The organism is Sphaerimonospora mesophila (genome assembly GCF_001417795.1).
Taxonomy (GTDB): domain Bacteria; phylum Actinomycetota; class Actinomycetes; order Streptosporangiales; family Streptosporangiaceae; genus Sphaerimonospora; species Sphaerimonospora mesophila.
In genome coordinates, this window is sequence record NZ_BCBX01000030.1 from 819,720 (window position 1) to 845,014 (window position 25,295).

Consider the following 25,295-nt stretch of genomic DNA (forward strand, 5'->3'; position numbering starts at 1 on the left):
GGTCTGTACCTCCGCAGCGGGGGTGTCAGCGCGCGGCAGTGAACCCCGCCTGCCCAACATGGGAGGCGGGATTTCTGCAGGTCAACGACTACTTCAACAGCTGGCGGGCCATGACCATGCGCTGGATCTGGTTGGTGCCCTCGTAGATCTGGGTGTTCTCCGCCGCACTCCTGGGCGACCTGCGATAACTCCTGGATCTCGCCGCTGACCAGGGCATACGCTTTCCGGGACCTTCCATCGGTTGCCGTTGGTTTCGGTGCTCCCACGGAACAGTCACGGAACAGACCATGATCAGGAGATGCCTGGTGACGCTTCCCAAGAAGGGCTCTCGTCTCATCGCCGTGAGCGATGTGGCGTACCGCTGGCGCGTCCGCCACAAGCCCACCTATTGCCAAGCGAACGGCTGGACCCCCATGACCTTCGCCGTCGAACTCGCCGAGAAGCCGGCCAGCGTCCTCCTCGTCGCGCTCCCCTACGCCAGACCCGACAACTGGCTCGGCGGACAATCGGTGAGCATCCGCCCCTCCCTCGTCGCGCAGTGCATCCGGAAGACAATCCGCGAGGGATGGACACCGAACCAACCCGGTCCCGCTCATCGACTGGACCTCACCCGAGACCCACGTCCGACGGCCTGCCCTCGTCATCCGGCGCCAAGTGGACCCGGACCGCAGGGCCGCCAGGCCCGAGGACCGGAAGCCGCGCGGCAGCCTGATTGAACAGCTGCATCAGGAGATCGCGGGCAGTACATCTGGCTCACCTGATGCGAGCTGGGAAACGCCTCGCCCAGCCCGCAGCACATGCAAGATCATCCGTTTATGTCCCGTGCTCGCCAAGACGAGTCACCACATCATCAGATGCCAAGCCCCCGGAGGGCAGCAAGCCTCTCGCAGATGGCGAGACGCCCTCTGAGCGGTAGATGCAGGACCAGGGTGGCGGGGTGTTCGTGGGCGCTGCTGTATGCCGTGCTGTGTACGGTAGCAACCTCAGCACAGGCAGCAGAACTACCACAATTTGGGATATAACATCACCTTTCGGTGCGATAGGAACATGAGCCGCCAAACGGGAACGATCCGATAATCCGTCGCCCAGTCGGGGGCTTGAGGCTATAGTGACAATTGCCGGATGTAGAGGCGTTCCTGGAGGCATGAGCGGTTTGTTCGCACTCAAGCCGGCCCCCTTCCCCAGCATTCGGATTGCCATTGCTTGGCAGAATACCGCTACCCCGGTTTCCTTGGCCGGCTTGACGTGGCTACTTGGCGATGAGAAAGAAGAGTCATGGCTTACAGTCCGTATCCGATCATCGAGGCAGACGTTGACGACCTATTTTTAGACCTCGACAACTACCGAGTTCCGACTCGGAGCCCGAATGAAGCCGCTGCACTCAAATACCTTTTCGCTTCCGAAGATGTCATGGGCGCAGCGCGCCTTATCCTACGTGAAGGATACTTCGACAACGAGGTGCCGATCGTTATGGCGGTCTCGTCGGGTTACGTGGTCCTTGAAGGAAACCGGCGCGTCAGCGCCTTAAAAGCACTTCGTGACCCGTCTCTTGTTCCTGCGTACGAAAACGAGGTGCGGGCACTGCTCCGGCGATACCAAGTCGAGGCGCAAAGCTTGCCGACGGCTATCCGGGTTATCGTGGTTCCTGACCGGGAGACCGCGGCACCTCATATCGCACGGCTTCATACGGGCCTCTCTAAGCGACGTTGGAGTCGTGACCAGCAGGCCACGTTCTATTACTCGCTCCTTGACACGGATACCACCGTCGATGATGTCAAGGCACAGTACCCCGACGTCGAGGTCGTGCGATTTATCAGGATGGCCGTTACACGCAAGTTTCTGGCCGCCGTACACTTCAACGATCACAGTCTGCGCACTTATGCGGCTGGTGATGATTTGAAGATGTCGGCGTTCGAGTATGCCTACCGGCACAAGAGCCTGGCCGCAGCTATAGGGATCGAGTTTGACCGCGACGGGCACCTGCTTCCTCGGACTTTTACGCCCGAACAAATTGCTAGTGCGCTACCTCCGCATCAGCTTGCGGCAGTCGAATATTTGCTGAACCAATTTCGGGCAAACAAGCTGAATACGCGATCACAGGAATTCAAGAAGGATACGGACGAATATAACATCCTTCTGACAAAACTGGAGAGCTTTGGTCAGCCCATGGCTGCTCCCACCGCGTCTGGGGGTACCTCACCTTCTCCAACTCCCCCTCCGCGGCCTGGAGTCAGGAGCAGGACTGGAGGTAGCCCTGGTGGTCCGGGCCCTGGCGGTACGTCGAACCCGGCCCGTACACCACGTGGTCCTAACCATCCCAACACGAAGACCACTCTGGATCTGTCCGGCGTCGACTACTCCGGTGCTGGGGTTAATCTCAAGACCAGATATATTGAGCTACGCGCCATCAATGTAGTTCAGTTCCCAGCAGCCACAGCTATGCTGCTGCGGTCCGTCCTGGAAGGCACGATCAAGTTCCACTTTGAGTCGACGGCTTCTCCCGTGACGGGAGAACTATCTCGAATCTTCCCCCGCGTCATCCAGGATTATGGGAACATCAAAGCCCTAAAAAGTTCGATCAACACTATCAGCTCGGGAAATGGGCAAACGCCGGGCTCTATTCAGTGGTTCAACGTCGTATCCCACAGTGCTGATGCTGTCGTTCTACCCAACGACGTGCGGACCGCATGGCAGCTCGTGAACCCCTTGATCAGGCATCTACTGAGGCCGCTGGGACAGTCAACCCCATGATGCGCGATATCGCCGCCGCAACCATCGGCGAGGCTATGAGGAGCTCTTCTGCCTTGCCGGGGTATCGTGCGGAGTAGCTCAGCTCAAGGCGGGATTGAAAGTGTGTTCCATAAAGTCTCTCAATAAGCGGTGCAACGTCGTAAGTCATGATCCAATGCGCTTGCTGGATAGCCTTGACCTCCTCAGAAAGCGCCTTATGGTCGCGTCCATCGAACGCGTTAAGATACATGTGAGAGCCAGCACGAACATAGGGCGGATCGATGTACAGGAAGGTTGATTCGTCGGTAGTGTGATTCTGAATGACGGTACGGCCATCTAGGTTGGTTACCGTAATTTGGTTGGCAAGTTCTCCGATTGATTCGAGGCGCTCGGCTAGAGTGTCGCGATTGAATCGGGCATCGATTTTATAGTTTCCCGATTGGTCTTGGCCGCCGATAACTCCGGCATTCAAAACGCCGGAGCGATTTGTGCGATTTAGATAGAAGAACGAAAAACCAAGCTTTAGTATGTCGTCGTCGCCCGTTCGATATATCTCGCGCTGGCGTGTCCATTCGGCAACCGTCAGCGGCACCGTATGAACCATTTCCACGAACTTTTTATTGTGCTCAACCACAGCACGCCAGAAAGCGTACACGGCTGGATCAATGTCGTTGATGACTAGGTGGTCAACGATCCCTTGCCTGAGCAGAGCGATTCCTGCGCCTGCGCCGCCTGCGTAAGGTTCCACGTACCGGGGCGTTTGCAGGCCTAGATCACCAATTATGTCCGCGAACAAGCCGGCTAGTGCCGCTTTTCCCCCGGGATAGCGCAGCGGCGATAAGGTCCCGTACCTCCTTGAGGCAACGATCCGGAGGGGCTCTGTCACGCTGCCTCCATCCTGCTCGCCCTGTGTGCCGCCACGCGACACCGTGCCGAACAGAACCTCGCGTCGCGGCGCCCGGCGAACAACTCTTGGCAGTTGCGGCACTTCTTCAGGGCACCACGCCTTTTCATACGCTCTGCATACACCGCGCGGCCTAGCTTGACCAAGTCTCCATCGCTTAGACTGACGACATCATCCATGTAACGACTATATCCGTTACAGCACCGCATGGTAATCCTCTGGCCATAGCTTCAGGCAGGTTTGTTAAGGCATTCGTGACGTAAGCGTCACTCCTGGTCATCTCCTCGTCGGGCGGGCGCAGCAATGCCCTGGCCGGACGCCTGGGTCAAGCCGTCGTGCCTGGTGACCTTCCTCGTCCGATGGTTGCTCTGCCTGTGGGCGGCTTGACCTTGGGCGGCCGGACCGGCATCCCTTCGAGGTGACCGAGGAGGAGAGAAGCGCCTCCCACCCGCACCGCCTACGGCTCATCTCCTTGGCGGGCGGGTCCACGTCACCCTAGTCTTGGCGCTGGCCGCGGGGCTCTTTGCTCGCCTAGAGTGTCTCTCATCTCGATGGCCGGGGAGCGCGTGCACATGGTCAGCCAGGATCGTGTCCTGAGAGCAGAATGCCCGCCCGGTTGGCCGTCGCACAATGCCCGCGGGCGTTCGGTGAAGACGAGAACCCTGCCCGCGGCACCCGCGGTGACAGAGCCCAACTTTCTAACGGAAAGGCGACCGGTATCGGATTTGCGTATTTTCGGGAAGGCCCACGCCCTGCTGCGCCATGGCACGCAGCACTGAATGCCCCACTCCGAGCGGAAGAGCAGCGGCATTGTGCGCTAGCGCAACAGGAATAATTGCATTCGGGTATAGACGCGTTCGCACGGAATCAAGAACCTCACATATTGTTCGCAGAGTCGGGTAGCTACTGAACTCTTCGGCCCCTTGTCCCTCGTATGGCAACACACCCGGTTTGGGCGGGACGGTGATTACGAGCGGGTCGCCAGTTGTGGTGCGGTATATGAAACGCCGACCATAGAATTCGTCCGTGCCGTATTGGTTACCTTCAGGTCGTCCAGTCATCCGGTTTATGTAGTCCGTTGTGAGTCTCATCACGTGCCCCTCGGGGATTAAATCCCGAATAAGCTCGGCATGCTCCACGAATCTTCCTTGTTTCTCCACACCAACGAGTAATGGTGCCGAGATACCCTTGGCATCGGCCCATCTGTACATGGCCTCATGATAATTCGAGAGACGGCGCTTCAAGGGCGCGACGGTGCCATGCAGGGCAAGCGGTCCGTCGCTGATAAAGATTGTCCGCTGGAGTATATCCTCGGGGTGGAGGATACTGGTGAAAAAGTGTTCTAGGTAGCTGAGCGTCATAAGCCGCTCAGCTACAAGCATCACCCGAGTAATGCAGGTCTGATTAGATCCCTCGGGCGTGTACTCGGTGTGAGTCCGGAGCACGTCCGTAAGATAAAGGGGAGTCCGGCAATCAGGGCAGGAACCTCCCGCTTTGTTCACTCTTGGCTCGTCGCCAGCAGCGAAATGGTGTCGGCAGTTTGGGCATGCTCGGATCGGTGCGTCTACGGCTGGGGCACCCGGGGTACCGTGCATGGTCAATAGCGCGTCCGCGAGCGTGAGCGGAGAGTCTTGGTCGAACCTGGTTGAACTGAAGAAATGGTCAACTTCCTGGCGCCAAGTGTCGATCCCGCTGCAACCAGGTCTGACTAAGCCGGAACCAGGAAGCGCCGTGTCAAATGCCCATTCGCTGTGTGACTGGCGCACCTCTCGGGGGTCGACGAATGGCCCTGTCTCTGTGGAGGTAAGCTTATCGAGTTCAAGGAAGGACCCGGCGACGCGGATGTATCCCACCTTGATGGTCGGGTGCTCGCGGGTCGCTTCGACTTCCGTGTCCGACCCGTCCACAGTGATTGCGAAACGTACGTCCGAGGCAGCGGTAGAGCTTGTGAGCGTGTCGACGGATACACATAGTTCCCTGATCCCACTGCCATCGCTAGGCCGTGCCTGAGAGACCTGCCACCGCGAGAACGCCTCTTGAACAGCCTTGTTGTTGACCGTGGGGACGTGGCCGAGCCTGTGAGCTCGTTCATTCGGATAGGGCACGTCAGTCGTCCTGGTCTTCCAGCGAATAGGGGTTAAGCTTTGCCGCAACACGTGCCTGGTTGATCATGTCGTGATCAAAACGGGCGACCTGAACAGGAACAATGTATTTTCCCGAGTAGGTTTTCATTCGAACAAAACCTATATCCTCGCAGCGGCGGACGCTGTCAGCCCACGTCTTGAAGTCGTAGTAGTGCGACAGTTCGCGGGTCTCCTTATCCGAATTCAAGTGGGCAACGATCCAGTTGGATGTGTTCGACAGGATGCGTTGATCTACGCTGGAGACTTCTTGCGTGGCATAGACTAGGCCGATCTTGTACTTGGCAGCTTCTTTAGAGAGACGTACCCACGGATTCGCAGCCGTGTCCTTAGCTCCGCGTTCAAACAAATTATGAGCTTCCTCGACAACGATCTGTAGTGGGATCAGGTCCATGTTGCTGCGGAAGCGAATATTGGCCTCATTTAGAATATGAGTAACGATGTTCTCCGAGATAATCCGGGGAACGTCACCCGAGCCGTAGGCAAGATCCACGATAGAAAGGCGCCCGTTCATCATGTCGTCCCATACCTGGTCCTCAACGCGCTCCTGTGCATGCGAGGTGTGGAATTCTCTTAGTGTTCGAATGGCAGCCTTGACGCTGGCTCGTTCCAGCACCTCAGCAATGAACTTGAACGGCCTCGGGTCGTTGGGGTTGGACGAGGAGCTATTCCATTTCCCATTACTCGCCATATAGAGCGTGAGCTCCTTAGCCGCACGAGGGCTACTGAGCCGGTAAGTATTCCCACTCGAGGGCGCCTGGACTAACCCGGGATGGGTGCTATTGAAGGCATCATAGTCAGTCTTGTTCCACGTAAACGTGATACTTACATTTCTCACGTTTGTACTTTTACCCGAGTCGGAGAAGCGGTCGCCGATGAGTCCACATAGGGAGAGGAGCCCATAAAATCCCACACGGGCACGGCTCCACGCCGCATGCTCGGAATGCTCCGAGGCCGGCGGCTCTTCCCAATTTATTGAGGTAAAGTTCTTCACGTACGCGTAAGCACCGTACTGTTCCATGACTGCGGAGTTCACGAAGTCGGTTACAGCTTCAAGCTTATTTACGTCGTAGAAGTTCATGCCAAGGGGGCGCACTTGCGGATCGGAGCCATCAGCACCAAAGCGGTAGATCCGTACTGTCTCTGCGTCACCGAGCAGCCTTAGGCCGGTCTTATCCTGAGGGTTAATGTTTGCGTACTCGCCTTGTGGATCAAAGATGAGTTGACCGATGGACTTGTCATGCTCTGAGCCGTACCTATGAACGGCTGTGACCAGGGTTTTGATCGTATTCGACTTGCCAGTTCGGGTCATCCCGAACACGGCGGTTTTGCGGGAAATAAAGTCGGAGACATGGACCTTCACCTCGGCGGCGTCAGTCCCCGCCATACGTGAACGCCGCATCGTGGAAGCAAATCTAACGGTGCCGAGGGGAAGGGTGTCATCGGCCCCAGCCTCGGGATAGGACGCGAGCCAGGAAAGCACCCGAGAGGAGGGTAGGAAGACCTGATACCTTGCGGATGCAACAACGTTGTCGATGTCGGCACCGAATTCTATGATCGCACTGTTGGTATTAGAGGTATAGAAGGTTCCGATTACCTCGCAGTCGAAGGCTGACTGCTGTAGCTCGTTCCGAGTGAGCACGTCGGTGACCTCGTCAAATGCCCTACCGCTCGTCGTCGCATCCCGAACGACCGCAAGACGTGTCTGAACTAGATCCGCCTCGTTTGGGAGCGGTGCCGTGCCGCGGACACGCAGCAGAATAAGTTCCTCGTCATCAAGCACGAACCCGGCTCCGGTCTTATTCCCGGCCGCGGCGAGCAGGTAGCCCCCAAGCGGGACACCACCTGCAATGTGCTTCTGATAGTCGTCAGTGAGCACAACCGCCGAACTGTAATCCAATTGGTAGATGCCGCCTACGGCAAAGCAATCGTCGTTTATGAGCACGGCCAGGGGGCTAAGAGCTTTGGTCTTGTTTGTGACGGCGGTAACGATGCTCATGCGCGCCTCTCAGGTTCAGCTAGGCCTTGGTCGGATCGTCAGGTTCGATTTGTGAATCGAATTTCGCTTCGGGGGGTCGGGACTGCGCCGACTACCGCTCATCGTGTAACGATGAGTCACAGGAAACTCGCTTACTCCGGGTTTGCCGCGGTACAGACTGACCGGAAGGCCTTCGCTCTGCAGCAAGGGTCCAAGCGTCCGTCACCGATGCCAGAGCTCCTAACCCTGCCGAGCGAAGATCACCGGTGCCGCCATCCTCGCAAGTGATCTTCTCTGCCCGTCCGATCATGGCTCTCTGTCTCCATCTCTGAGGGCGGGACTCGAAGAGAGTGCAAGAAGTATGCAAGCGGCAGCTAGCCGACCGCTGGACAGTCGTGCACTCCAAATAGATCATCCTGCTATTTCAGCCGTTCCTCAACTCCTGGCTTAGGAACTCTTCTCAGATCTTCTGTCTTGGAGCGAGGAGCTTGCGGCCCTCGTCTACACCCACGGCTTGATATAGGGACGCTGGCCCTGCCCGGTGTGCCTGCATCCATGGCAGGCGAAGATCACTGTTCCTTTTTTGTGAGCTCGGATTCAGCGCGCGGGCGGCGCCGGCCGGGACCGGCCGGAGAGCCGCACGCCCGGCCGGCTGGCCGACCAGCGCGCGAGGCGGGCCGCCGTAGGCGGCTCGCCCTTGATAGCGAGAAGAAAAGTTGCTTCCGATCACGGTGGGACGGCCGGGTCAGGCTGTGCTGGGTTCTGCGGTTGTCCAGACCGCTTCGAGGCTGGCGAGGTAGACGGCTGTTGTACCTTCGTCCGCGGTTGCTCTCATGTGGATGACGGGGGCCTGGGCTGCTGGGGTGCCGTAGGCGTGGGTGTTGACGAGAAGGTCGTCGTCTGCACGGTAGATGGAGTTGTAGAGCACGGTGCGGTGAAGGCGGATCTCGACGTCGTCCACGTCCTGGAGCTGGCGGTAGAGGGTGAGTGCGTTTCTGGTTCTGGCGGCCATGACGTCGGGGCCGATGCCTTCTTCGGTTCCTCGGGCTGCTACCTGGGGGCTGTCGGGGTCGCCGAGGAGGATACGCACGCGCACGCCTTCGCGGGCTCGGCTTGCCAACAGGCGGATCATGCCGGTGTCTTCGGCGAGGAACAGGCCGCTATAGGTGAGGATGTCGATCTGCCGGGTGGCGCCCTCGAAGTGGCGACGCCATACGGCTTGCGGGACGGTCCAGCGGTGGGCGTAGACGGCCTGGACCTCGGAGACGATGGGCCGGCGGGGTTTGACGATGTCGGGCCAGAGGTCGGCCTCGTCTACATGGAGGAGGTCGGCGATGGCCCACCGGTGGCGGGGGTAGGGGATGCGGCCTTTGAGCCAGCGGTCGACGGTTTTGGGATCGACGGCAAGGGCGGTGGCGACGTCGACGGTCTGGAGTCGGGCGCGGGCGAGGGCGTGGCGCAGGTTGTCGCTCACCGGTGGTGCACCTCCTGTGACGGGGGTTGCTTCTGCCTGCGACGTTAACATGAGACGTCCCTAGACGTCCCTGAGTTGCGGTGTAGAGGTTCCCTTGCTCTGGCGGACGCTCGTACGGCAATCGGCGCGACACCGGGCGCGCCGTACGAGTCGAAGGGAGCACAGGGCATGGAGCCGATGCGGACGATCCGCGAAAAGCAGCAGGAATACCAAGAGAGGCTCTTGACCGAGCTTCGGGACGAGCTGGAGGAGCGCGGCCTGACCACGGTGCTGATCGTGGATCAGAAGGGGCGGCCCGCGCTGGAGGTTCTCGATCGGTGCTTGCGGTCGCGCCGGGTCTACGTGCATCTGGCGTTCCTGTGGTTCTACTGGGGCGACCAGCTCGACGAGCGCGTCTCGTGCATGCAGCTGCTGCCCGCGGCTGCGCGGATCGAACAGGCCGCGCAGGAGGGCTGGCGCGAAGGGGAACAGGGAGACCTCGGCATCAACCTGAACAAAATCCTCGATGCGCACCGGTCCTGACATGCCTAAGCGATGGCTGACCGGGTGGCGGGTGCATGGGCAGATCGCCGAGCGGCTGCGTGAGCGCATCACCACGGGCGCGTATCCGGCGGGGTCGGCGCTGCCGTCGGAGGCGGTGCTGTCGGCGGAGTTCCGGGTTGCCCGCAACACCATTCGCCGGGCACTACACGCCTTGGAAGTCGAGGGTCTGATCGTGACGGTTCCGGCCAAGGGGCGGATCGTGCGGGCCGATGGGTACGTCGTGGATTCGGCCTACCGCTATGAGGTGATCGCTCGGGACCTTCGGGGGCGGATCGTGCGGGGTGACCTGGCCCCGGGGGACGTGCTGCCCAGTGAGGCGGAGCTGTGCTGGTTGTATGACGTGTCGCGCAACACGGCACGGCAGGCGTTCACGATGCTGGAGCGGGAGAAGCTGATCGTGTCCCGGCACGGCAAGGGCCGGTTCGTCCGCCCCGGAGGTTGAGACGTCCTGGGACGTCTGAGTTGGCACCCTAGGTCTGGACGGGCCTGGGGTGCCTATCGTCTATCCCGTGGGACACGTTGAGTGGGCGCGCGACCTGGCCGAACGACTCCTTGCAAAGCCGCTTCCCCGGAGGTGGGCGCACACGCAAGGGGTGGCGGCGCGGGCCGCATCCCTGGCCCCGATCCTCGGCGACGACTCCGACACGCTGACCGCCGCCGCCTACCTCCACGACATCGGATACTCGCCCGAACTGGTCGACACCGGGTTTCACCCCCTCGACGGCGCCCGCTATCTACGCGATATCGCCGGGGCCGATGAGACGCTGCGCCGGTTGGTGGCGCATCACTCGTGTGCGGTCAACGAGGCGGCCGAACGCGACCTGTACGACGCCTTGACCAAGGAGTTCCTCCCGGAGCGGCGGGAGCTGGCCGACGCGCTGACCTACTGCGACATGACCACCGGCCCGGACGGGCGGCACCTGGACGTGCTCGACCGCCTGGCCGAGATCCGTTCCCGATACGGCCCTGACCACCTTGTCAGCCGCTCGATCACCGTCTCGACGCCGTGCATCCTGGCCGCCGTTTGCAGCATCGAGGCGGCGTTGCGTACTCGGTAGCTTGAGAGCGGCTACCGAGACACACCCGGCGAAGCTCGACGGGATCGGATAGGCGCTTATCTCCGGTTGAACAACTCGGCTGCCTGGTTGAACATGGCGACGGACGCGGTGGTGTCCGCGTGCAGGATCTCCGATAGCGGCTGTTCGAGCTGGGGGTCATAGCAGACGAGACCGGCCTCTTGCTCGATGACCTTCGCCACGGCCCGCAGCTTGTCGACGAGGCCGGCGGCGTCCTCGCCATGTGTCCAGTAGGGCACGCTCAGGTCCCACTGCCCTTCGCAGAAGGACACCTGTATGCCGGTCGACTCGTGATAGATCTCCCAGACAGGTGGATTCTCGAGGACGGCGACGGCTCCCAGCACCTCGCGGACGCGGGGAACAACCCTGTCCCACACATCCGCGTCAACGGGTATGGGCTCCTCGTCGCTCTCCTCCCGTGCCTCCAATGCGTCCTCCCAGGACTCGCCTGGTTTACGGCATAGGAAATGAAGGTCATAGCTCATGACGAGGACGGTATCGCCCTCCTCCGACAACCTCGGGTCGTCTCTTGGAGGCTCCTTAGCCGATGTACGGCAGGCCGCTCCCGGCGAGGTAGTGGCCGATTCGCAGAGCCATTGACCGATCCATCGGCAGGCCCTCGACCTGGTCGCGGGGCACCCAGCGAACCTCGGTCGACTCGCTACTCGGGGTCGGCTCGCCGCTGATAGCGCGGGCGGTGAGCACGATGGAGAACTCCTGGCGGGCCTCGCCGTTGCTGGTGTAGAGGATCACGTGCTTGGGGTCGGTGTACGTCCCTACCAAGCCTGTGATCTCGCACAGGATGCCGGTCTCTTCGAGGGTTTCCCGTACGGCGGCCTGCGGCAACGATTCGCCGAGGTCGATTGCGCCACCGGGGACGGCCCAGTTGCCGTTGTCGGACCGGCGGATCATCAGCAGGTCCCCGGCGTCGTTGGTGACCACGACGTTGACGGACGGCACGAGGCTGTTCGCCCTGGGAGCGTCGGGGTCGTCGTAGAAGTCGATCCGGCGGGCCATGGCTATGACTCTAACGGCTGGGACTGCTCCCAGACCCGTTCGAAGCTGTCGACGTAGGTGGTGACCATGTCGCCGCCGAGGACCTTGCGCAGGTGCAGGACGGGGGCGTTGCCGGCGGGCATGCCGTACACGTGGGTGTTGACGAGAAGCTGATCGTCCCCGCGGTAGATCGAGTTGTACAGCACCGTGCGGTGAAGGCGGAACTCGACGTTGTCCAGCCCCCGGATGGGCTTGTACAGCACGAACACGTTGCGGATCTTGGCGGCCATGCCGTCGTCGATGCCCTCGTCCGCGCCCCGCTGGGCGACCTCCGTGCTGTCGGGGTCGCCGAGCAGGATCCGCACCCGGACCCCGGCACTGGCCTTCTCGCCAAGCATCCGCACGATCCCTGCATCATCGGCGAGGAACAGCCCGCTGTAGACGAGGATGCCGATTTCTTGGCTGGCGCTGGCGAACAGTCGTCCCCAGGCGTCCCTGGGCACGGCCCAGCGGTGCGGGTAGACGGTCACGATCTCACTCTCGGAGGCGGAGGCGACCTGTTCCCGGGTCAGCGCCTCCGGCCACAGGTAACCCTCGTCCATACCCAGGTGGGCGGCCACGGCGTAGCGGTGCCTGCGGTAGGGGGCGCGACCCTTGGTGATCCACCGCTCGACGGTCTTGGGGTCCACCTCGATGGCGGTCGCCAACTCCGCGATGCCCACCCCGCGTTCCAGCAGTGCCGCGCGCAGCCGATCGTTGGCCATCTCACCTGCCACGTTGGAGGACGTCCAGGGACGTGGCAATCGTAAGCCGGACGTCTTGAACATGTCCCGTCGTGTAGTGATCTCGTCCTGCTCTTCTCGCGCACTCTCGGTGTCACAACGCAGCACCGACAGCGACGAAAGGAGAGGTAACCATGACGAACACGACGATCAGCCCGGCCGACGAGCCCGCCGGTTGCGAGTGCGGGGCTGCCGTGGAGGAGGGGCAGGCCCGCTGCCGTAAGTGCCTGGCCCGTGACCGGTGGGGCCGGCGGCAGGCCGCCCGTCGCAGGGCCGACAAGCGGCGCGCGATCACCCGGCGTCCGCCGCGCGGCCCGCGCGGTGCCGCCGCGCTGGGGGTGATCTGGTCATGAGCACACTGCCGCTGATCTTCGCCCTGATCCTCACCGCAGTCGTGGGTGTGGGCTACGTGGCGGTACTGGTCGGCATCCGCCGGGAGGACAAGGCCATGAGGAGTGGGGTCGCCTCACCTGAGGGGGCGGCCCGGCTCGCCCGGCACGTCACCGGGTTGCGCGTCCGGGGCGGCGGTCCTAACTCCCGGATTGCTGAGACAACCGTTCTTCGATGCGGGACAGGCGCCGTGACAGGTCCTGTACGGCGGTGCGCAGCTTGACGACCTCGCCCGTCAGATCCTCGGCCGGTGCGGTGCCGGCCTCGTCGGCCTGGTCGCCCTCGGCGGTGTCGTCGGGTTCTCGGACGAACACGCCCTTGCCCTGCTGGCCGATGACCAGGCCTTCGTTCCGCAAGAGTCCGACTGCCATCTTCACGACGCTCAGCGAGGCGTCGTACTGCTCGGCGAGCTGGGCCGTGGACGGCAACGGCTCACCGGGCGGCAGAGACCCGCCGCGGATCTGCGCACGCAGATCGTCGGCGATCTGGAGGTAACCGGGGCGTCCCGTTTTCCTAACCATCCCTCTCCTGTCGTACCTGACCTAGGTATCACACCACGACATCGCGACCAAGCCAACCGAGAGAACATTGACAACCAGGCCAACCTAGTTAACTATGTTGCCCACGAGTCGAAGGAGGTCCATCCCATGCGCACCATTCCGATCCCGGTCGACGTGACCAAGCTTCAGTTCGTCTGCGTCCGCGCGCCCCGCCCGCGCGTCCTCAACGCCGACACCGGCGAGATCAAGACCGACAAGAACGGCAACACCGTCTACGAGATCGTCCTGTCCGTGGAGGACGAGTTCGGCCGCATCGAACTCGTCAAGGTCGGCACCTCCGGCGAACCCCAGATCACCGCCGGGCAGGACGTCACCCCGAACGGCCTGGTCGGCTACGTCTGGGAGATGACCCGGGGCGGCGAGGCCCGCTGGGGCATCAGCTACCGGGCCGCCTCCATCGTCCCCGCCGGGGGCGCCCATGCCTGACACCCTCCCGCAACTGCTCGCGGGCCTGGCCGCCCTGGTGGCCGGCCTGTGGGCCTGGCGGCGCTACCACTACCAGTCGTTCTGGCTGCTGGTCGGCTTCCCGATCGTCGCCGTGACCGTGCGGGCGACCTGGCGCACGGTCGCCCTCGGCTGCGGCCTGACCAAGAAGCGGCAACGCTGGTGGTTCACCACCGTCCCCGGCGCGATCGCCTCAACCGGCGTGGTGAAGGTACGGCGGCGCTTCCAGCGGGTCGCGGTCGACACCAAACCGTTCATGCTGCTACCTCGGCCGACCCGGTACGGCTGGCGGGTCACCGTCCACACCTTGGAAGGGCAGATCCCCGCCGACTACGCCCAGGCCGCCGAACGGCTCGCGCACTCCTGGGGCGTGCACGCCGTCCGGGTGTCGTCCCCACGGCCGGGCCGCGTGGTCCTGGCGGCCACCGTGCGGGACCCGCTCGTCCGCCTCGACCACCTCCCACCCTCGGCCGACCTGCTCACCGTGCACGTCGGCAGGTTGGAGACCGGCGGGCTGTGGACGATCGACTTCCGCACGGTCCCGCACTGGGTCAACGCCGGGGCCACCCAATCGGGCAAGTCCAACCTCGCCAACGCCCTCTTGGTCGGGCTCGCTCCGCAACCGGTCGCCCTGGTCGGCATCGACCTCAAAGGCGGGGTCGAGTTCACCCCGTACGCGCCACGGCTGTCGGCCCTGGCCACCACCCGGGCCGAGTCCGTGAGACTGCTGGATGACCTCGTGGGCCTGATGGTCGACCACATGGGGCTGTGCCGTACAGCAGGAGCACGCAACATCTGGCAACTCCCGCCCGGCGTGCGCCCGGTCCCGATCGTGGTCCTAGTCGACGAGCTGGCCGAGCTGTACCTAATGGCCGACAAGTCCGAGAAAGACGAGATCACCCGTACCTCTACAGCGCTGCTGCGGGTCGCCCAGCTCGGCCGGGCGTTCGGCATCTACCTGTTCCTGTCCGGTCAGCGGATCGGCTCCGACCTCGGCCCCGGCGTCACCGCCCTACGCGCGCAGTGCTCAGGCCGAATCTGCCACCGGGTCAACGACCCCGAGACCGCGACCATGACCCTCGGCGACCTCGACCCGGCCGCCCTGGTCTCCGCGCGGGCCATCCCCGCCGAGACCCCCGGCGTCGCGATCGTCGCCAGCCAGGACGGCCAGTGGTACCGCGCCCGCTCCTTCTACGTCGGCGAGCAGACCGCCGAACACGCCGCCCACACCCACGCCCACCTGACCCCGGACTGGGCCGAGATCACCCGGCCTGCCCGCTCCGCCCAGGTGGGCGGGGCGGATCTGTCCGAACTGCTATCCGCCTAACCACGCCCCAACGAAGGGAGGGAACGATGCGACGCCTGGCCTCATGGCTGCTCGACTCCGGGCCGGTCCTCGTCCTGGCCACGATCGCGGGTGCCGGATCATTCACCCACATCCGCGACACCGCCACCGACCACGGGCAAACCGGCTGGATGTCCTGGGCGGTCGCGGTCTGCGTCGACCTCACCTGCGTCATGGCCGCCCGCGAACGCCAGCGGGATAAGAAGACCGGTCGCCAACGCCACGGCGCGGTGTCGTGGCCGACACTTGTCCTGGCCGGCGGGATCGTCCTGTCCCTGGCCGCCAACCTCCACCAAGCCGAACCCACCGTGTGGGGCTGGCTGACCGCCGCCACCCCGGCCGGTGCGTTCCTCATCGCAGTCTCGATGCTGGAACGCCGCGCCTCCGGCCCTCGTTCCGAAGCGACCTCGGCCGTCCAGGCCACATCCCCTGCCGAGGTGATGCCGTCCTCCTCGTCAGTCCCGTCGTCCCCGGTCCCGTCCTCGGCGGTCCCCGGCGGGTCTGCGTCGGACGGCCAACCGTCCCGCCTCCCGGTGCTCGTCCCCGGCGGTGAGGACGGGCAGGACGGCGAGACCGGGCCGTCCCTGGCGCTGGTCGAGTTCGCCCGGCGCGTGGCCGACGAACATCACGCCAAGCACGGTAAGCCGATCACCCGCGATGTGCTGCGCGCCCGGCTGGGCGTGTCCAACCAACTCGCCTCCGACCTGCTGCGCACCCTGCGCGCGATATCCGAGCCCGCCTGACGAAAGGAGATCACCACATGCGAAACGACCAGCACCGAAACGCCGTCATCACCGGGCTCCGTGCCCTGGCCGACTTCCTGACCGCCAACCCGGCCGTCCCGGTGCCGCGCGGCGGCGTCCGTGTCGCCTACTTCCCCAACCGGGAGGCCGACGCCGAGATGTGCGCCGAGATCGACGCCATCGCCGCACTGCTCGGCGTCCCCATCAACTCCGCGCGCCTGGACTCCGGCCACTACGCGACCGGCCGGGACTTCGGCCCGGTCCGCTATGAGGCGGTGGCCATCCTCGCCAACGCCCGCGCCCGGCACGAGGCGCTCATGTCCTACAGCGACAACGTCACCCCAGAACCCGGCGCGGACTGCACTGCCGGAACCTCGGCGCGGGCCGCATGAGACAGGAAGGGACCGAACCCACGAATGAGCGACGCCACACAGGCCACCGCCCCAGAGATCACGGAGATCACGCCCAAGCGTTGGCAGTGCTGCCACTGCGGCGGGGGCGGCATCGACTCCCACGGCGACACCTGCCGCCACTGCGAGGGCCTCGGCTTCTGCTGAGCCCCTCCACCCGCTGATCGCAGCGCCCCCGGCCTGGCCGTACATCCGCCAAGACGCCTGCCAGGTCGGGGGCCATCCCCTCACCCGCAACGAGTGAAAGGAGGTCTCCATCTTGCCCGCATCTGTCGTCAACGCGCACGCGATCCGCGACGCGATCACCCGGCTCGGTGATCCGAACTACTCCCGGTGGGCGGCCCAGATCCGCCGCGCGGGCGGCTGCCGCCAGCCGATCCACCTGCGCGGCCGGGTCGAACACTGGGACGCCGCGACCGGAACCCTGCTGCACCGCTACAGCACCAGGACCGAACCGGACGGCGTCCTTCGCGTCCCGTGCAAGAGCCGGCGTGCCTCGCGCTGCCCGTCCTGCGCCGAGACCTACCGGGCCGACACCTTCCACCTGATCCGCGCGGGCCTCGTCGGCGGCAAGGGCGTCCCCGCCTCGGTCACCGCGCATCCGTGCCTGTTCGTCACGCTCACCGCGCCGTCCTTCGGCCCGGTTCACACCCGGCGGGAGAAGAACGGCAAGGTCCTTCCCTGCCACCCCCGCCGCGACGCCCAGAAGTGCCCGCACGGGCGCGTCCTGTCCTGCACCGCCCGGCACGGCGCCGACGAGGACTGCCTCGGCGAGCCACTGTGCCCGGACTGCTACGACTACACGGGCTCGGTGCTGTTCAACGCGGTTGCTCCGCTGCTGTGGAAGCGCTTCGCCGACGCTCTTCGCCGTCATCTGGCCAAGCTCGGCGGCCTGACCCTGCGCGAGATGCGCGAACAGCTCGTCGTGTCCTTCGCCAAGGTCGCCGAGTACCAGCGGCGCGGCGTCGTCCACTTCCACGCTGTGATCCGGCTCGACGGCTCGGACGGGCCGGTCTCCGCGCCCCCGGCCTGGGCCACGCTCGACCTGCTCGGCCAAGCCGTACGGCACGCCGCCTCGGTGGTCACCGCGAAGATCCCCGCCGTCGACGGCGAACCGGCCCGGGTGCTGCGCTGGGGCGATCAGCTCGACGTCCGGCCGATCACGATGGACGGTGAGCTGACCGATCAGGCCGTCGCAGGCTACATCGCCAAATATGCGACCAAGGCCGCCGAGTGCGTCGGCACCCTCGACCGGCGGATCAGCCCTGCCGAGGATCTGGTCGCCCTGCCCATTCGCGAGCACGCCCGACGCCTGATCGCCGAATGTCTGCGCCTGGGCGCCCTCGACGAGTTGGCCGACCTCCGGCTGATCCAGTGGGCGCACATGCTCGGCTTCCGCGGCCACTTCTCCACCCGCTCCCGCCGCTACTCCACCACCCTCGGCCAGATCCGCGCCGAACGGCAGGACCATGCCCGCGATGAACAGATCACCACAGGTCGCCTACCGCTCTTCGACGAGGACACCGTTCTCGTGGTCACGCATTGGGAGTACGCCGGAAAGGGCCTGTCCCCCGGTGACGCCCTCGTCGCCGCGCTCGCCGCGCCTTGGCTCTGGGACGGTGGCCAATGATCACGCTCGAACGGCTCTGGACAGTGGAAGAGGTCTCGGAGTTCCTCGGCGTCCCGGTGGCCACGCTCTACCAGTGGCGACACCACCGGATCGGCCCTCGAAGCCGGAAGATCGGCCGTTACCTGCGCTACCTGCCCGAGGACGTCATGTCCTGGGTCCGCGAGCAGGAGTAGCCGATGGCCTTCGTCAAGGACCTATGGACCAAGACCGTCCGGCACTCAGACGGCAGGACGGAGAAAGTCAAGACCGCGCGGTACGGCGTCGGCAAGCGCTGGCTCGCCGTCTGGCTCGACCCGGACGGGAAAGAGGTCTCGGCCGCGTTCGAGCGCAAGGCCGACGCGGAGAAGAAGGCGTCCGCCATGGAGGCGGACGTCAGCCGCGGTGACTACATCGATCCGAAGGCCGGCAAGGCGCTCTTCGCCGACTTCGCTGCGCGCTGGCTGGACTCCCGCATCGTCGACCCGTCAACGAAGATCCGGTACGAGTACATCTATCGCCTCCACGTCGCCCCCTCCTTCGACCGACGCCAGGTGAAGAGCATCCTCCCCTCGCACATCCAGGCGTGGATCAGTGACCTGAACGAGCGCTACGGGCCGTCGACCATCGAGACGTCGTTCCTCGTTCTGCAAGGCGTCCTGGAACTGGCCGTCGCAGACGAGGCGATCAAGAAGAACCCGGCGAGATCGCCGATTGTGCAGGTGCCGAAGCGTAGCGGAGAAGAGCTGATTGCCTGGTCGGATGAGCGGGTCCATGCGGTGATACACGCTCACCCCGATCTCTTCCGGCTGGTCCCGATCGTCGCGGCGTCCTGCGGGCTCCGCCAGGGCGAACTCTTCGGCCTGGCGCTACAAGACGTCGACTTCGACGAGCAGGTGATCCGGGTCCGTCGCCAGATCAAGAAGTTGGGCACTGACCACGTCTACGCGCTGCCCAAGAACGACCGGGAACGTGTCGTGCCACTCCCCCAGTGGGCCGCTGAAGCGATCGAGCGTCATGTGAAAGCACATCGACCGCTCGTCTGCTCGCTGCCATGGGAGAAGCCGAACGGCAAGCTCAGGACGCACAACCTGCTGTTCCGCTGGACCGACGACAAGTTCATCCGGGCGCGCGGCTACAGCGAACTCGTCTGGAAACCCGCCCTCGTCGCCGCCGACGTCATCCCGGCCCCCGAGAAGGACAGCCGCGCCCGCAAGCGGTTCACCACCTCTCGGAAGGAAGGACTTCACCAGCTCAGGCACTATTACGCAAGCGTCATGCTGGCCGGTGCCGTCTCCATCAAGGAGCTCGCCGAGTACCTCGGCCACGCCGACCCCGGCTTCACGCTCCGCGTCTACGCCCACATGATGCCCGGCTCCCACGACCGTGCCCGCAAAGCCATCGACGACCGCCTGTTCCGGCCGCGTGCGGTCTCTGACGGAACAGGGACGGAACAGTGATCCTTTAGTGGTCCACCCCGGAGACAGCGAACCCCGCCTGCCCAGTACGGGAGGCGGGGTTTCTGCACGTCAGGGGCTACTTCAGGAGTTGGCGGGCCATGACCATGCGCTGGATCTGGTTGGTGCCCTCGTAGATCTGGGTGATCTTGGCGTCGCGCATCATGCGCTCGACCGGGAACTCCCGCGTGTAGCCGTACCCGCCGAGCAACTGCACGGCGTCGGTGGTGATCTCCATGGCGGCATCGGAGGCGGCGCACTTGGCGGCGCTGGAGAAGAACGTGAGGTCCTTGACCGGCGTGCCGCTCATGGCGAGCTCCGACTTGGCGGCCGCCGCGTAGGTGAGCTGCCGGGCGGCCTCCAGCTTCATCGCCATGTCGGCGAGCATGAACTGCAGGCCCTGGAAGTCCGCGATCGGCTTGCCGAACTGCTTGCGCTCCTTGACGTACCCGAGGGCGAAGTCGAGCGCGCCCTGGGCGATGCCGAGCGCCTGGGCGGCGATCGTGATGCGGGTGTGGTCGAGGGTGGCCAGCGCGGTCTTGAAGCCCGTCCCCGGCTCGCCGATCATCCGCGAGGCCGGGATGCGGACGTCTTCCAGGATGACCTGGCGCGTCGGCGAGCCCTTGATGCCGAGCTTCTTCTCCTTGGCCCCGAAGGACACGCCTTCGTCGTCCTTCTCCACGACGAACGCCGAGATGCCACGCGCCCCGGCGGCCGGGTCGGTGACCGCCATCACGGTGTAGTACTCCGACACGCCCGCGTTGGTGATCCACATCTTGGTGCCGTTGAGCACGTAGTGATCGCCGTCGGCCACCGCCCGGGTCTTCATCGCCGCGGCGTCCGAGCCGGCCTCCGGCTCGCTCAGCGCGTACGAGAACATCGCCTCGCCACGCGCCAACGGCGGCAGGTAGCGCTGCTTGAGTTCCTCGGAGGCCGACAGCAGCAGCGGGACCGTGCCCAGCTTGTTGACGGCGGGGATCAGCGAGGACGACGCGCAGGCCCGCGCGACCTCCTCGATCACGATCACGGTGGCGAGGGCGTCGGCGCCGGCTCCGCCGTACGCCTCGGGAATGTGGACGGCGTGCAGGTCGGCGGCGACGAGGTCCTTGTAGACCTCCCACGGGAACTCCTCGTTCTCGTCGGCCGCCGCGGCACGCGGGGCGATCTTCTCGTCTGCGAGGGCACGGACCGTCTCCCGAAGCAGCTCGTGCTCCTCGGCGGGCGCGTAGAGAGGGAAGCTCATGAGGAGATAGTAGGACGTCCGAGTAGTTGTTCTCACAGGGACGTCCGAGTAGTCGTCGTCACAGGTAGGCCCACCTGGTCGATCCGACAGTCAACTCTGACACGGACGGTAACAGAACATCTCCCCTAGACGTCATCGACCGGCCGGGGGCGCCGCCGTACCGTTGACTCATACCAGTTTGCCGAGGTGGTTCAACGGGCAGTAAACCGGCCCGGTACCATGCCACATCACTACCAGTGGGCAAGAGGGGAGCATGCCGTGCCGTACCGCCTCACCGTGCTCGGGACCGGATATCTCGGGGCTACGCACGCGGCGTGCATGGCCGAACTCGGCTTCGAAGTGCTCGGTCTCGACGTGGACCAGGAGAAGATCGACCGGCTGCAGCGCGGTGAACTGCCGATCCACGAGCCCGGCCTGGAGGAGCTGCTGCGGCGCAACCTGGCGGCGGGCCGGCTACGCTTCACGACCTCCTACGAGGAGGTCGCGAACTTCGGCGACGTCCACTTCGTCTGCGTCGGGACCCCGCAGAAGAAGGACGAATACGGCGCCGACGTCTCCTATCTCGACGCCGTCGTCGACTCCCTCGCCCCCCACCTCGACCGCCAGTGCCTGGTGGTCGGCAAGTCCACCGTGCCCGTCGGCACGGCCGAGCGTCTGGCCGAGAAGCTGGTACGGCTCGCCCCCGCGGGTGCGCAGGTCGAGCTGGCCTGGAACCCCGAGTTCCTCAGAGAGGGCTTCGCCGTACGGGACACCCTGCATCCGGACCGGATCGTCCTCGGCGTGGCCTCCGACCGGGCGGAGAAGGTGCTGCGGGACGTCTACGCCCCGCTGGGCGAGGAGGTCCCGATCGTGGTGACCGACTACCCCACGGCGGAGCTGGTCAAGTCGGCGGCGAACGCCTTCCTGGCCACCAAGATCTCATTCATAAACGCGATGGCCGAGGTGTGCGAGGCCGCCCACGCCGACGTCAAACAGCTCTCGCTGGCGCTGTCGTACGACGAGCGGATCGGCAGCAAATACCTCAACCCCGGCCTCGGCTTCGGCGGCGGCTGCCTGCCCAAGGACATCCGGGCGTTCATGGCCAGGGCGGGTGAACTGGGCGCCTATCAGGCGCTCACGTTCCTCAGCGAGGTGGACGCCATCAACATGCGACGCCGGGCCCGCATGGTCGACCTCGCCCGCGAGCTGGTCGGCGGCTCGTTCGAGGGGCGCACGGTCGGGGTGCTCGGCGCGGCCTTCAAGCCCAACTCCGATGACATCCGCGACTCGCCGGCGCTGGACGTGGCCGTCACGATCGCACGGCACGGGGGCAAGGTCACGGTCTACGACCCGGTCGCACTGGACAACGCGCGGGCGGCCCACCCCGACCTCCACTACGCGGACAGCGCGAGCGGGGCCGCCCAGGAGGCGGACGTCGTCCTGCTCCTCACGGAGTGGCAGGAGTTCGTCGAGATCGACCCCGAGGCTCTGGGGCGGGTCGTGGCGGCCCGCAACATCGTCGACGGCCGCAACGCGCTCGACGCCGACGCCTGGCGCGAGGCCGGCTGGCACTACCGCGCACTCGGCCGCCCCTGAATCTCCCCCCAACGCTCCCGCCGTGATCTTGCAGATTCTCGCAGCGAGGTCTGGTGACCTGGCCAAACGCCGATCGCGATCTTGCGGAAACTCGCACACATCATGGCTCACTTGGCGCTTTACTTTCCGTGATCTTGCAGTGCAAGATCACGGAAGGTGTTTCCCCACGTCAACGGGCACGTCTGCGAGTTTCTGCAAGATCACGACAAGAGGTTGTGCAGGTCAGCCGCCTAGCCTGCAAGCATTTGCAAGATCACGCGGGGATTATGAGGTGGTGGCGTGGTGGTGCTGAGCGTGCAGGTCGGCGGCCTCGGCGCGCAGGCGCTCGCCCTTGGCGTAGGCCTGCGCCTTGAGGGTCGCCTGGAACTCCTCCATCCGCTGCCGCAGGCCCTCGTCGGAGGCGGCCAGGATGCGTACGGCCAGCAGCCCGGCGTTCCTCGCCCCGCCGACGGCCACGGTCGCCACGGGAACCCCGGCCGGCATCTGGACGATCGACAGCAGCGAGTCCATCCCGTCCAGGTACTTCAGCGGCACCGGCACGCCGATCACCGGCAGCGGGGTGACCGAGGCCAGCATGCCGGGGAGGTGGGCCGCTCCCCCGGCCCCGGCGATGATCACCTTGAGGCCGCGGTCGGCGGCGTGCGTGCCGTACTCGATCATCTCGGCCGGCATGCGGTGCGCCGACACGACGTCGGCCTCGAACGGCACGCCGAACTCGCTGAGGGCCTCGGCGGCCTGCCGCATGACCGGCCAGTCCGAGTCGCTTCCCATCACGATCCCGACGTCAGCCATTCAGGGGTCCTCTCAAACAGACGGCGGCGTGGTGGGCCCGAGCCCTCACCTCGTCGAGATCCGTGCCGAGCGCGGTGACATGCCCGATCTTACGGCCGGGCCGTACGGCCTTGCCGTAGAAGTGGACCTTGATGCCCGGGTCGTTGGCGAGCACGTGCTCGTAGCGCGAGAAGACGTCCGGGTCGGCCCCGCCCAGCAGGTTGGCCATGACGACGACGGGCGCGGTGAGCGACGGCGAGCCGAGCGGCAAATCGAGGACGGCGCGCAGGTGCTGCTCGAACTGGGAGGTCCTGGCCCCCTCGATGGTCCAGTGACCGCTGTTGTGCGGGCGCATGGCCAACTCGTTGACCACCAGACCCGACTTGGTGGCGAACATCTCGACCGCGAGCAGTCCGACCACACCCAGGTCACGCGCGATGCCGAGCGCGACGCGCTGGGCGACCGCCGCGTCCTCCTCGGCGAGCCCCGGCGCGGGAGCGAGCACCTCAACGCAGATGCCGTCCTGCTGCACGGTCTCCACGACCGGGTAGCTCACCCCCTGTCCGTGCGGGGACCGGGCGACCAGCACGGCGATCTCCCGCTCGAACGGCACGAAGACCTCCGCCAGGAGCTCGATGCCGGTGGCGAGCACCTCGCGGGCCTCGTCGGTCGAGGCGCACACCCACACGCCGCGCCCGTCGTAACCGCCGCGTACGGCCTTCAGCACGACCGGCCAGCCGTGCTCCTCGGCGAACGCCTCGACGTCGGCCAGGGAGGAGACCCGAGACCAGGCGGGGCAGGGGGCGCCGATCGCGGTGAGCCGCTCCCGCATGACCGCCTTGTCCTGGGCGTGGATCAGCGCGTCGGCCCCGGGCCGTACGGCGACGCCTTCCGCGGCCAGCGCGCGGATGTGCTCGGTCGGCACGTGCTCGTGGTCGAATGTGACGGCATCGCATCCCTTGGCGAACTCGCGGAGATCACCGAGGTCGCGGTAGTCGCCCAGCCGGGTGTCGACGATCACCCGGGCGGCGCTCTCGTCGCGCGCGTTGGCCAGCACGCGCAGCTCGACGCCGAGCGCGATCGCGGCCTGCTGGGTCATCCGGGCGAGCTGACCCGCGCCGACCATGCCGACCACGGGGCCTGCCGGCGGGTCGACCTCCGGGCGTCCAACGGAAGGAGGAACGTTCGGGCTGTTCACGACAGGCCAGCCTACCGATTGCGGGAAAGTGCACCGCCCCCCGGCATAGTGTGAAGCCGCCCTGTTCTCGGCACCGTGTTATCGGCACCGTCCGGCCGCTGCCGCGCCTGAACAACCGCCCGGCCGCTGCCGCATTTGAACAGTCGAGGACAGGCGTTGCCGGCGTATGGCGTGCTGCGAGCTGTGGATCGGCCTACAACCGCTGGATGGTCATTTCATGAAATGTTCTTCGGTGACCTGGGGAGAAGCGGTATCTCCGGGCAGCAGCACCGTGGGGACAGGTCATACCGGTAGCCTGGGAGCAACTTTCCGCCGACAGGAAGGACCGCCGGGTCGTGCAGTTCCTCCGACACGCTTACGAGCGGTTCGCCTCACTCGTTCACGAGCTGCTGAAGTTCGGGACGGTGGGGGCCATCGCCTTCGTCATCGACTTCGGCGGCGCCAACCTGCTGCGGTTCGGCCTCGACATCGGGCCGCTCAAGTCCAAGATCTTGTCCACGATCCTCGCGGCGACGTTCGCGTACCTGGGCAACCGCTACTGGACCTACCGCCATCGACAGCGGAGCGGCCTCGCCCGTGAGTACGTCCTGTTCTTCGTGCTCAACGGCATCGGGCTGCTGCCTCCGCTGATCCTGATCGCGTTCGTCACGTACGTGCTGGGGCTGGACGACCTGGTGAGCTACAACATCGCCCAGGGCCTGGGCGTGGTGCTGGGCACACTGTTCCGCTTCTGGTCCTACAAGAAGTGGGTGTTCCTGGCGATGCCGCCGGACGGTCCGGCCGACCTGCCGACGGGTCTGTCCCCCGCGGGGGACACGGGTGACGCGCAGGCGCAGGCCGTGGCCGAGGAGCCGGCGCAGGACAATCCCCAGCCGTCGGAGAAGACACAGGCGCACGCGGGGCCCCTCACCGCCCTCTGACGATCCTCA

At 65.0% G+C, this 25,295-nt stretch carries 27 protein-coding genes; 16 read left to right on the forward strand and 11 right to left on the reverse strand.

What is annotated here, in order from left to right; genetic code table 11:
* Positions 1-88 precede the first annotated feature (88 nt).
* Positions 89-217 carry a hypothetical protein gene (locus AP234_RS39110; protein ID WP_268778007.1) on the reverse strand — a complete coding sequence of 43 codons (129 nt, stop codon included), beginning with the start codon at positions 215-217 and terminating at the stop codon, positions 89-91.
* Positions 218-305: 88 nt separating this feature from the next.
* On the opposite strand from AP234_RS39110, the gene AP234_RS34595 reads away from it, so the two are divergent.
* Both AP234_RS34595 and AP234_RS03925 read left to right on the forward strand, forming a co-directional pair.
* Positions 306-716 (forward strand): hypothetical protein, encoded by a 411-nt coding sequence (locus AP234_RS34595; protein WP_200926202.1) that lies wholly within the window; start codon positions 306-308, stop codon positions 714-716.
* Positions 717-1,275: 559 nt separating this feature from the next.
* Positions 1,276-2,751 carry a hypothetical protein gene (locus AP234_RS03925; RefSeq protein ID WP_055478078.1) on the forward strand — a complete coding sequence of 492 codons (1,476 nt, stop codon included), beginning with the start codon at positions 1,276-1,278 and terminating at the stop codon, positions 2,749-2,751.
* Here AP234_RS03925 and AP234_RS03930 read toward each other — a convergent pair.
* The 3 genes from AP234_RS03930 to AP234_RS03935 all read right to left on the reverse strand — a co-directional run bounded on the left by AP234_RS03930 (position 2,711) and on the right by AP234_RS03935 (position 9,227).
* Positions 2,711-3,616 carry a DNA adenine methylase gene (locus AP234_RS03930; protein WP_055478079.1) on the reverse strand — a complete coding sequence of 302 codons (906 nt, stop codon included), beginning with the start codon at positions 3,614-3,616 and terminating at the stop codon, positions 2,711-2,713. The two genes, AP234_RS03925 and AP234_RS03930, sit on opposite strands and share 41 nt — an antisense overlap.
* 2,124 nt (positions 3,617-5,740) lie before the next feature.
* Positions 5,741-7,774 (reverse strand): helicase HerA domain-containing protein, encoded by a 2,034-nt coding sequence (locus AP234_RS34205; RefSeq protein WP_063842749.1) that lies wholly within the window; start codon positions 7,772-7,774, stop codon positions 5,741-5,743.
* 724 nt (positions 7,775-8,498) lie between these two features.
* A complete protein-coding gene (locus AP234_RS03935; RefSeq protein WP_055478080.1) occupies positions 8,499-9,227 on the reverse strand; it encodes a hypothetical protein in 729 nt (242 codons plus the stop codon).
* Positions 9,228-9,395: 168 nt separating this feature from the next.
* Between AP234_RS03935 and AP234_RS03940 the strand changes: the two genes are divergently transcribed.
* The 3 genes from AP234_RS03940 to AP234_RS03950 all read left to right on the forward strand — a co-directional run bounded on the left by AP234_RS03940 (position 9,396) and on the right by AP234_RS03950 (position 10,828).
* Positions 9,396-9,749: a hypothetical protein gene (locus tag AP234_RS03940; protein WP_055478081.1), complete on the forward strand. Its 354-nt coding sequence runs from the start codon at positions 9,396-9,398 to the stop codon at positions 9,747-9,749.
* Position 9,750: 1 nt separating this feature from the next.
* Positions 9,751-10,212: a GntR family transcriptional regulator gene (locus AP234_RS03945; RefSeq protein ID WP_055478251.1), complete on the forward strand. Its 462-nt coding sequence runs from the start codon at positions 9,751-9,753 to the stop codon at positions 10,210-10,212.
* 67 nt (positions 10,213-10,279) lie between these two features.
* Complete coding sequence (locus AP234_RS03950; RefSeq protein ID WP_055478082.1) at positions 10,280-10,828, forward strand: HD domain-containing protein; 549 nt, start codon at positions 10,280-10,282, stop codon at positions 10,826-10,828.
* A gap of 56 nt (positions 10,829-10,884) precedes the next feature.
* Here the strand turns inward: AP234_RS03950 and AP234_RS03955 are convergent, their stop codons facing one another.
* Genes AP234_RS03955 through AP234_RS03965 form a run of 3 tightly spaced genes read right to left on the reverse strand, consistent with a single transcriptional unit; the run spans position 10,885 to position 12,606 of the window.
* Entirely contained in the window at positions 10,885-11,331 is a 447-nt protein-coding gene (locus tag AP234_RS03955) for a hypothetical protein (protein ID WP_152990219.1), read from the reverse strand.
* 55 nt (positions 11,332-11,386) lie between these two features.
* Complete coding sequence (locus AP234_RS03960; protein ID WP_055478084.1) at positions 11,387-11,863, reverse strand: NUDIX hydrolase; 477 nt, start codon at positions 11,861-11,863, stop codon at positions 11,387-11,389.
* A gap of 2 nt (positions 11,864-11,865) precedes the next feature.
* Positions 11,866-12,606 carry a hypothetical protein gene (locus AP234_RS03965; RefSeq protein ID WP_055478085.1) on the reverse strand — a complete coding sequence of 247 codons (741 nt, stop codon included), beginning with the start codon at positions 12,604-12,606 and terminating at the stop codon, positions 11,866-11,868.
* Between the two features lie 152 nt (positions 12,607-12,758).
* Here AP234_RS03965 and AP234_RS03970 point away from each other — a divergent pair, with 152 nt between their 5' ends.
* Positions 12,759-12,977 (forward strand): hypothetical protein, encoded by a 219-nt coding sequence (locus tag AP234_RS03970; protein ID WP_055478086.1) that lies wholly within the window; start codon positions 12,759-12,761, stop codon positions 12,975-12,977.
* A gap of 177 nt (positions 12,978-13,154) precedes the next feature.
* Here AP234_RS03970 and AP234_RS03975 read toward each other — a convergent pair whose 3' ends face one another.
* A complete protein-coding gene (locus AP234_RS03975) occupies positions 13,155-13,535 on the reverse strand; it encodes a GntR family transcriptional regulator (protein WP_055478087.1) in 381 nt (126 codons plus the stop codon).
* 126 nt (positions 13,536-13,661) lie between these two features.
* On the opposite strand from AP234_RS03975, the gene AP234_RS03980 reads away from it, so the two are divergent.
* From AP234_RS03980 to AP234_RS04010, 8 genes are all read left to right on the forward strand, one after another.
* The gene (locus AP234_RS03980) at positions 13,662-14,000 is read left to right on the forward strand and encodes a hypothetical protein (protein WP_055478088.1); all 339 of its coding nucleotides are present in this window, start codon (positions 13,662-13,664) and stop codon (positions 13,998-14,000) included.
* Entirely contained in the window at positions 13,993-15,345 is a 1,353-nt protein-coding gene (locus AP234_RS03985; protein ID WP_055478089.1) for an FtsK/SpoIIIE domain-containing protein, read from the forward strand. The genes AP234_RS03980 and AP234_RS03985 overlap by 8 nt, the downstream gene beginning before the upstream one ends.
* Positions 15,346-15,371: 26 nt before the next feature.
* On the forward strand, positions 15,372-16,106 hold the full coding sequence (locus AP234_RS03990; protein ID WP_055478090.1) for a DUF2637 domain-containing protein: 735 nt from the start codon (positions 15,372-15,374) through the stop codon (positions 16,104-16,106).
* Between the two features lie 17 nt (positions 16,107-16,123).
* The gene (locus tag AP234_RS03995) at positions 16,124-16,498 is read left to right on the forward strand and encodes a hypothetical protein (RefSeq protein ID WP_055478091.1); all 375 of its coding nucleotides are present in this window, start codon (positions 16,124-16,126) and stop codon (positions 16,496-16,498) included.
* 24 nt (positions 16,499-16,522) lie between these two features.
* Positions 16,523-16,663 carry a hypothetical protein gene (locus AP234_RS37040; RefSeq protein ID WP_160330373.1) on the forward strand — a complete coding sequence of 47 codons (141 nt, stop codon included), beginning with the start codon at positions 16,523-16,525 and terminating at the stop codon, positions 16,661-16,663.
* 112 nt (positions 16,664-16,775) lie between these two features.
* Entirely contained in the window at positions 16,776-18,146 is a 1,371-nt protein-coding gene (locus tag AP234_RS04000) for a replication initiator (protein WP_055478092.1), read from the forward strand.
* A complete protein-coding gene (locus AP234_RS04005) occupies positions 18,143-18,319 on the forward strand; it encodes a helix-turn-helix transcriptional regulator (RefSeq protein ID WP_055478093.1) in 177 nt (58 codons plus the stop codon). The genes AP234_RS04000 and AP234_RS04005 overlap by 4 nt, the downstream gene beginning before the upstream one ends.
* 3 nt (positions 18,320-18,322) lie before the next feature.
* Entirely contained in the window at positions 18,323-19,582 is a 1,260-nt protein-coding gene (locus AP234_RS04010) for a tyrosine-type recombinase/integrase (RefSeq protein WP_055478094.1), read from the forward strand.
* A gap of 76 nt (positions 19,583-19,658) precedes the next feature.
* Here AP234_RS04010 and AP234_RS04015 read toward each other — a convergent pair whose 3' ends face one another.
* Entirely contained in the window at positions 19,659-20,822 is a 1,164-nt protein-coding gene (locus AP234_RS04015; protein WP_055478095.1) for an acyl-CoA dehydrogenase family protein, read from the reverse strand.
* A 219-nt stretch (positions 20,823-21,041) separates the two neighbouring features.
* Between AP234_RS04015 and AP234_RS04020 the strand changes: the two genes are divergently transcribed.
* The gene (locus tag AP234_RS04020; RefSeq protein ID WP_055478096.1) at positions 21,042-22,397 is read left to right on the forward strand and encodes a UDP-glucose dehydrogenase family protein; all 1,356 of its coding nucleotides are present in this window, start codon (positions 21,042-21,044) and stop codon (positions 22,395-22,397) included.
* 264 nt (positions 22,398-22,661) lie between these two features.
* Here AP234_RS04020 and purE read toward each other — a convergent pair whose 3' ends face one another.
* Both purE and AP234_RS04030 read right to left on the reverse strand, forming a co-directional pair.
* Entirely contained in the window at positions 22,662-23,189 is a 528-nt protein-coding gene (gene purE, locus AP234_RS04025; protein ID WP_055478097.1) for a 5-(carboxyamino)imidazole ribonucleotide mutase, read from the reverse strand.
* Entirely contained in the window at positions 23,182-24,366 is a 1,185-nt protein-coding gene (locus AP234_RS04030) for a 5-(carboxyamino)imidazole ribonucleotide synthase (RefSeq protein ID WP_083501744.1), read from the reverse strand. Before AP234_RS04030 ends, purE begins: the two co-directional genes overlap by 8 nt.
* 335 nt (positions 24,367-24,701) lie before the next feature.
* On the opposite strand from AP234_RS04030, the gene AP234_RS04035 reads away from it, so the two are divergent.
* On the forward strand, positions 24,702-25,286 hold the full coding sequence (locus AP234_RS04035) for a GtrA family protein (RefSeq protein WP_083501745.1): 585 nt from the start codon (positions 24,702-24,704) through the stop codon (positions 25,284-25,286).
* Positions 25,287-25,295: the final 9 nt, after the last annotated feature.

What these genes read in the sequence shown, in the direction of transcription:
- AP234_RS03990 (WP_055478090.1), top strand. Translation starts at nt 15,372, where the DNA reads ATGCGACGCCTGGCCTCATGGCTGCTCGACTCCGGGCCGGTCCTCGTC.
- AP234_RS37040 (WP_160330373.1), top strand. Translation starts at nt 16,523, where the DNA reads ATGAGCGACGCCACACAGGCCACCGCCCCAGAGATCACGGAGATCACG.
- AP234_RS03995 (WP_055478091.1), top strand. Translation starts at nt 16,124, where the DNA reads ATGCGAAACGACCAGCACCGAAACGCCGTCATCACCGGGCTCCGTGCC.
- AP234_RS03960 (WP_055478084.1), bottom strand. Translation starts at nt 11,863, where the DNA reads ATGGCCCGCCGGATCGACTTCTACGACGACCCCGACGCTCCCAGGGCG.
- AP234_RS03925 (WP_055478078.1), top strand. Translation starts at nt 1,276, where the DNA reads ATGGCTTACAGTCCGTATCCGATCATCGAGGCAGACGTTGACGACCTA.
- AP234_RS04020 (WP_055478096.1), top strand. Translation starts at nt 21,042, where the DNA reads ATGCCACATCACTACCAGTGGGCAAGAGGGGAGCATGCCGTGCCGTAC.
- AP234_RS34205 (WP_063842749.1), bottom strand. Translation starts at nt 7,774, where the DNA reads ATGAGCATCGTTACCGCCGTCACAAACAAGACCAAAGCTCTTAGCCCC.
- AP234_RS04015 (WP_055478095.1), bottom strand. Translation starts at nt 20,822, where the DNA reads ATGAGCTTCCCTCTCTACGCGCCCGCCGAGGAGCACGAGCTGCTTCGG.
- AP234_RS03955 (WP_152990219.1), bottom strand. Translation starts at nt 11,331, where the DNA reads ATGAGCTATGACCTTCATTTCCTATGCCGTAAACCAGGCGAGTCCTGG.
- AP234_RS03975 (WP_055478087.1), bottom strand. Translation starts at nt 13,535, where the DNA reads ATGGTTAGGAAAACGGGACGCCCCGGTTACCTCCAGATCGCCGACGAT.
- AP234_RS03940 (WP_055478081.1), top strand. Translation starts at nt 9,396, where the DNA reads ATGGAGCCGATGCGGACGATCCGCGAAAAGCAGCAGGAATACCAAGAG.
- AP234_RS04005 (WP_055478093.1), top strand. Translation starts at nt 18,143, where the DNA reads ATGATCACGCTCGAACGGCTCTGGACAGTGGAAGAGGTCTCGGAGTTC.
- AP234_RS03980 (WP_055478088.1), top strand. Translation starts at nt 13,662, where the DNA reads ATGCGCACCATTCCGATCCCGGTCGACGTGACCAAGCTTCAGTTCGTC.
- AP234_RS03965 (WP_055478085.1), bottom strand. Translation starts at nt 12,606, where the DNA reads ATGGCCAACGATCGGCTGCGCGCGGCACTGCTGGAACGCGGGGTGGGC.
- AP234_RS03970 (WP_055478086.1), top strand. Translation starts at nt 12,759, where the DNA reads ATGACGAACACGACGATCAGCCCGGCCGACGAGCCCGCCGGTTGCGAG.
- AP234_RS04010 (WP_055478094.1), top strand. Translation starts at nt 18,323, where the DNA reads ATGGCCTTCGTCAAGGACCTATGGACCAAGACCGTCCGGCACTCAGAC.
- AP234_RS03985 (WP_055478089.1), top strand. Translation starts at nt 13,993, where the DNA reads ATGCCTGACACCCTCCCGCAACTGCTCGCGGGCCTGGCCGCCCTGGTG.
- purE (WP_055478097.1), bottom strand. Translation starts at nt 23,189, where the DNA reads ATGGCTGACGTCGGGATCGTGATGGGAAGCGACTCGGACTGGCCGGTC.
- AP234_RS03945 (WP_055478251.1), top strand. Translation starts at nt 9,751, where the DNA reads ATGCCTAAGCGATGGCTGACCGGGTGGCGGGTGCATGGGCAGATCGCC.
- AP234_RS39110 (WP_268778007.1), bottom strand. Translation starts at nt 217, where the DNA reads ATGCCCTGGTCAGCGGCGAGATCCAGGAGTTATCGCAGGTCGCCCAGG.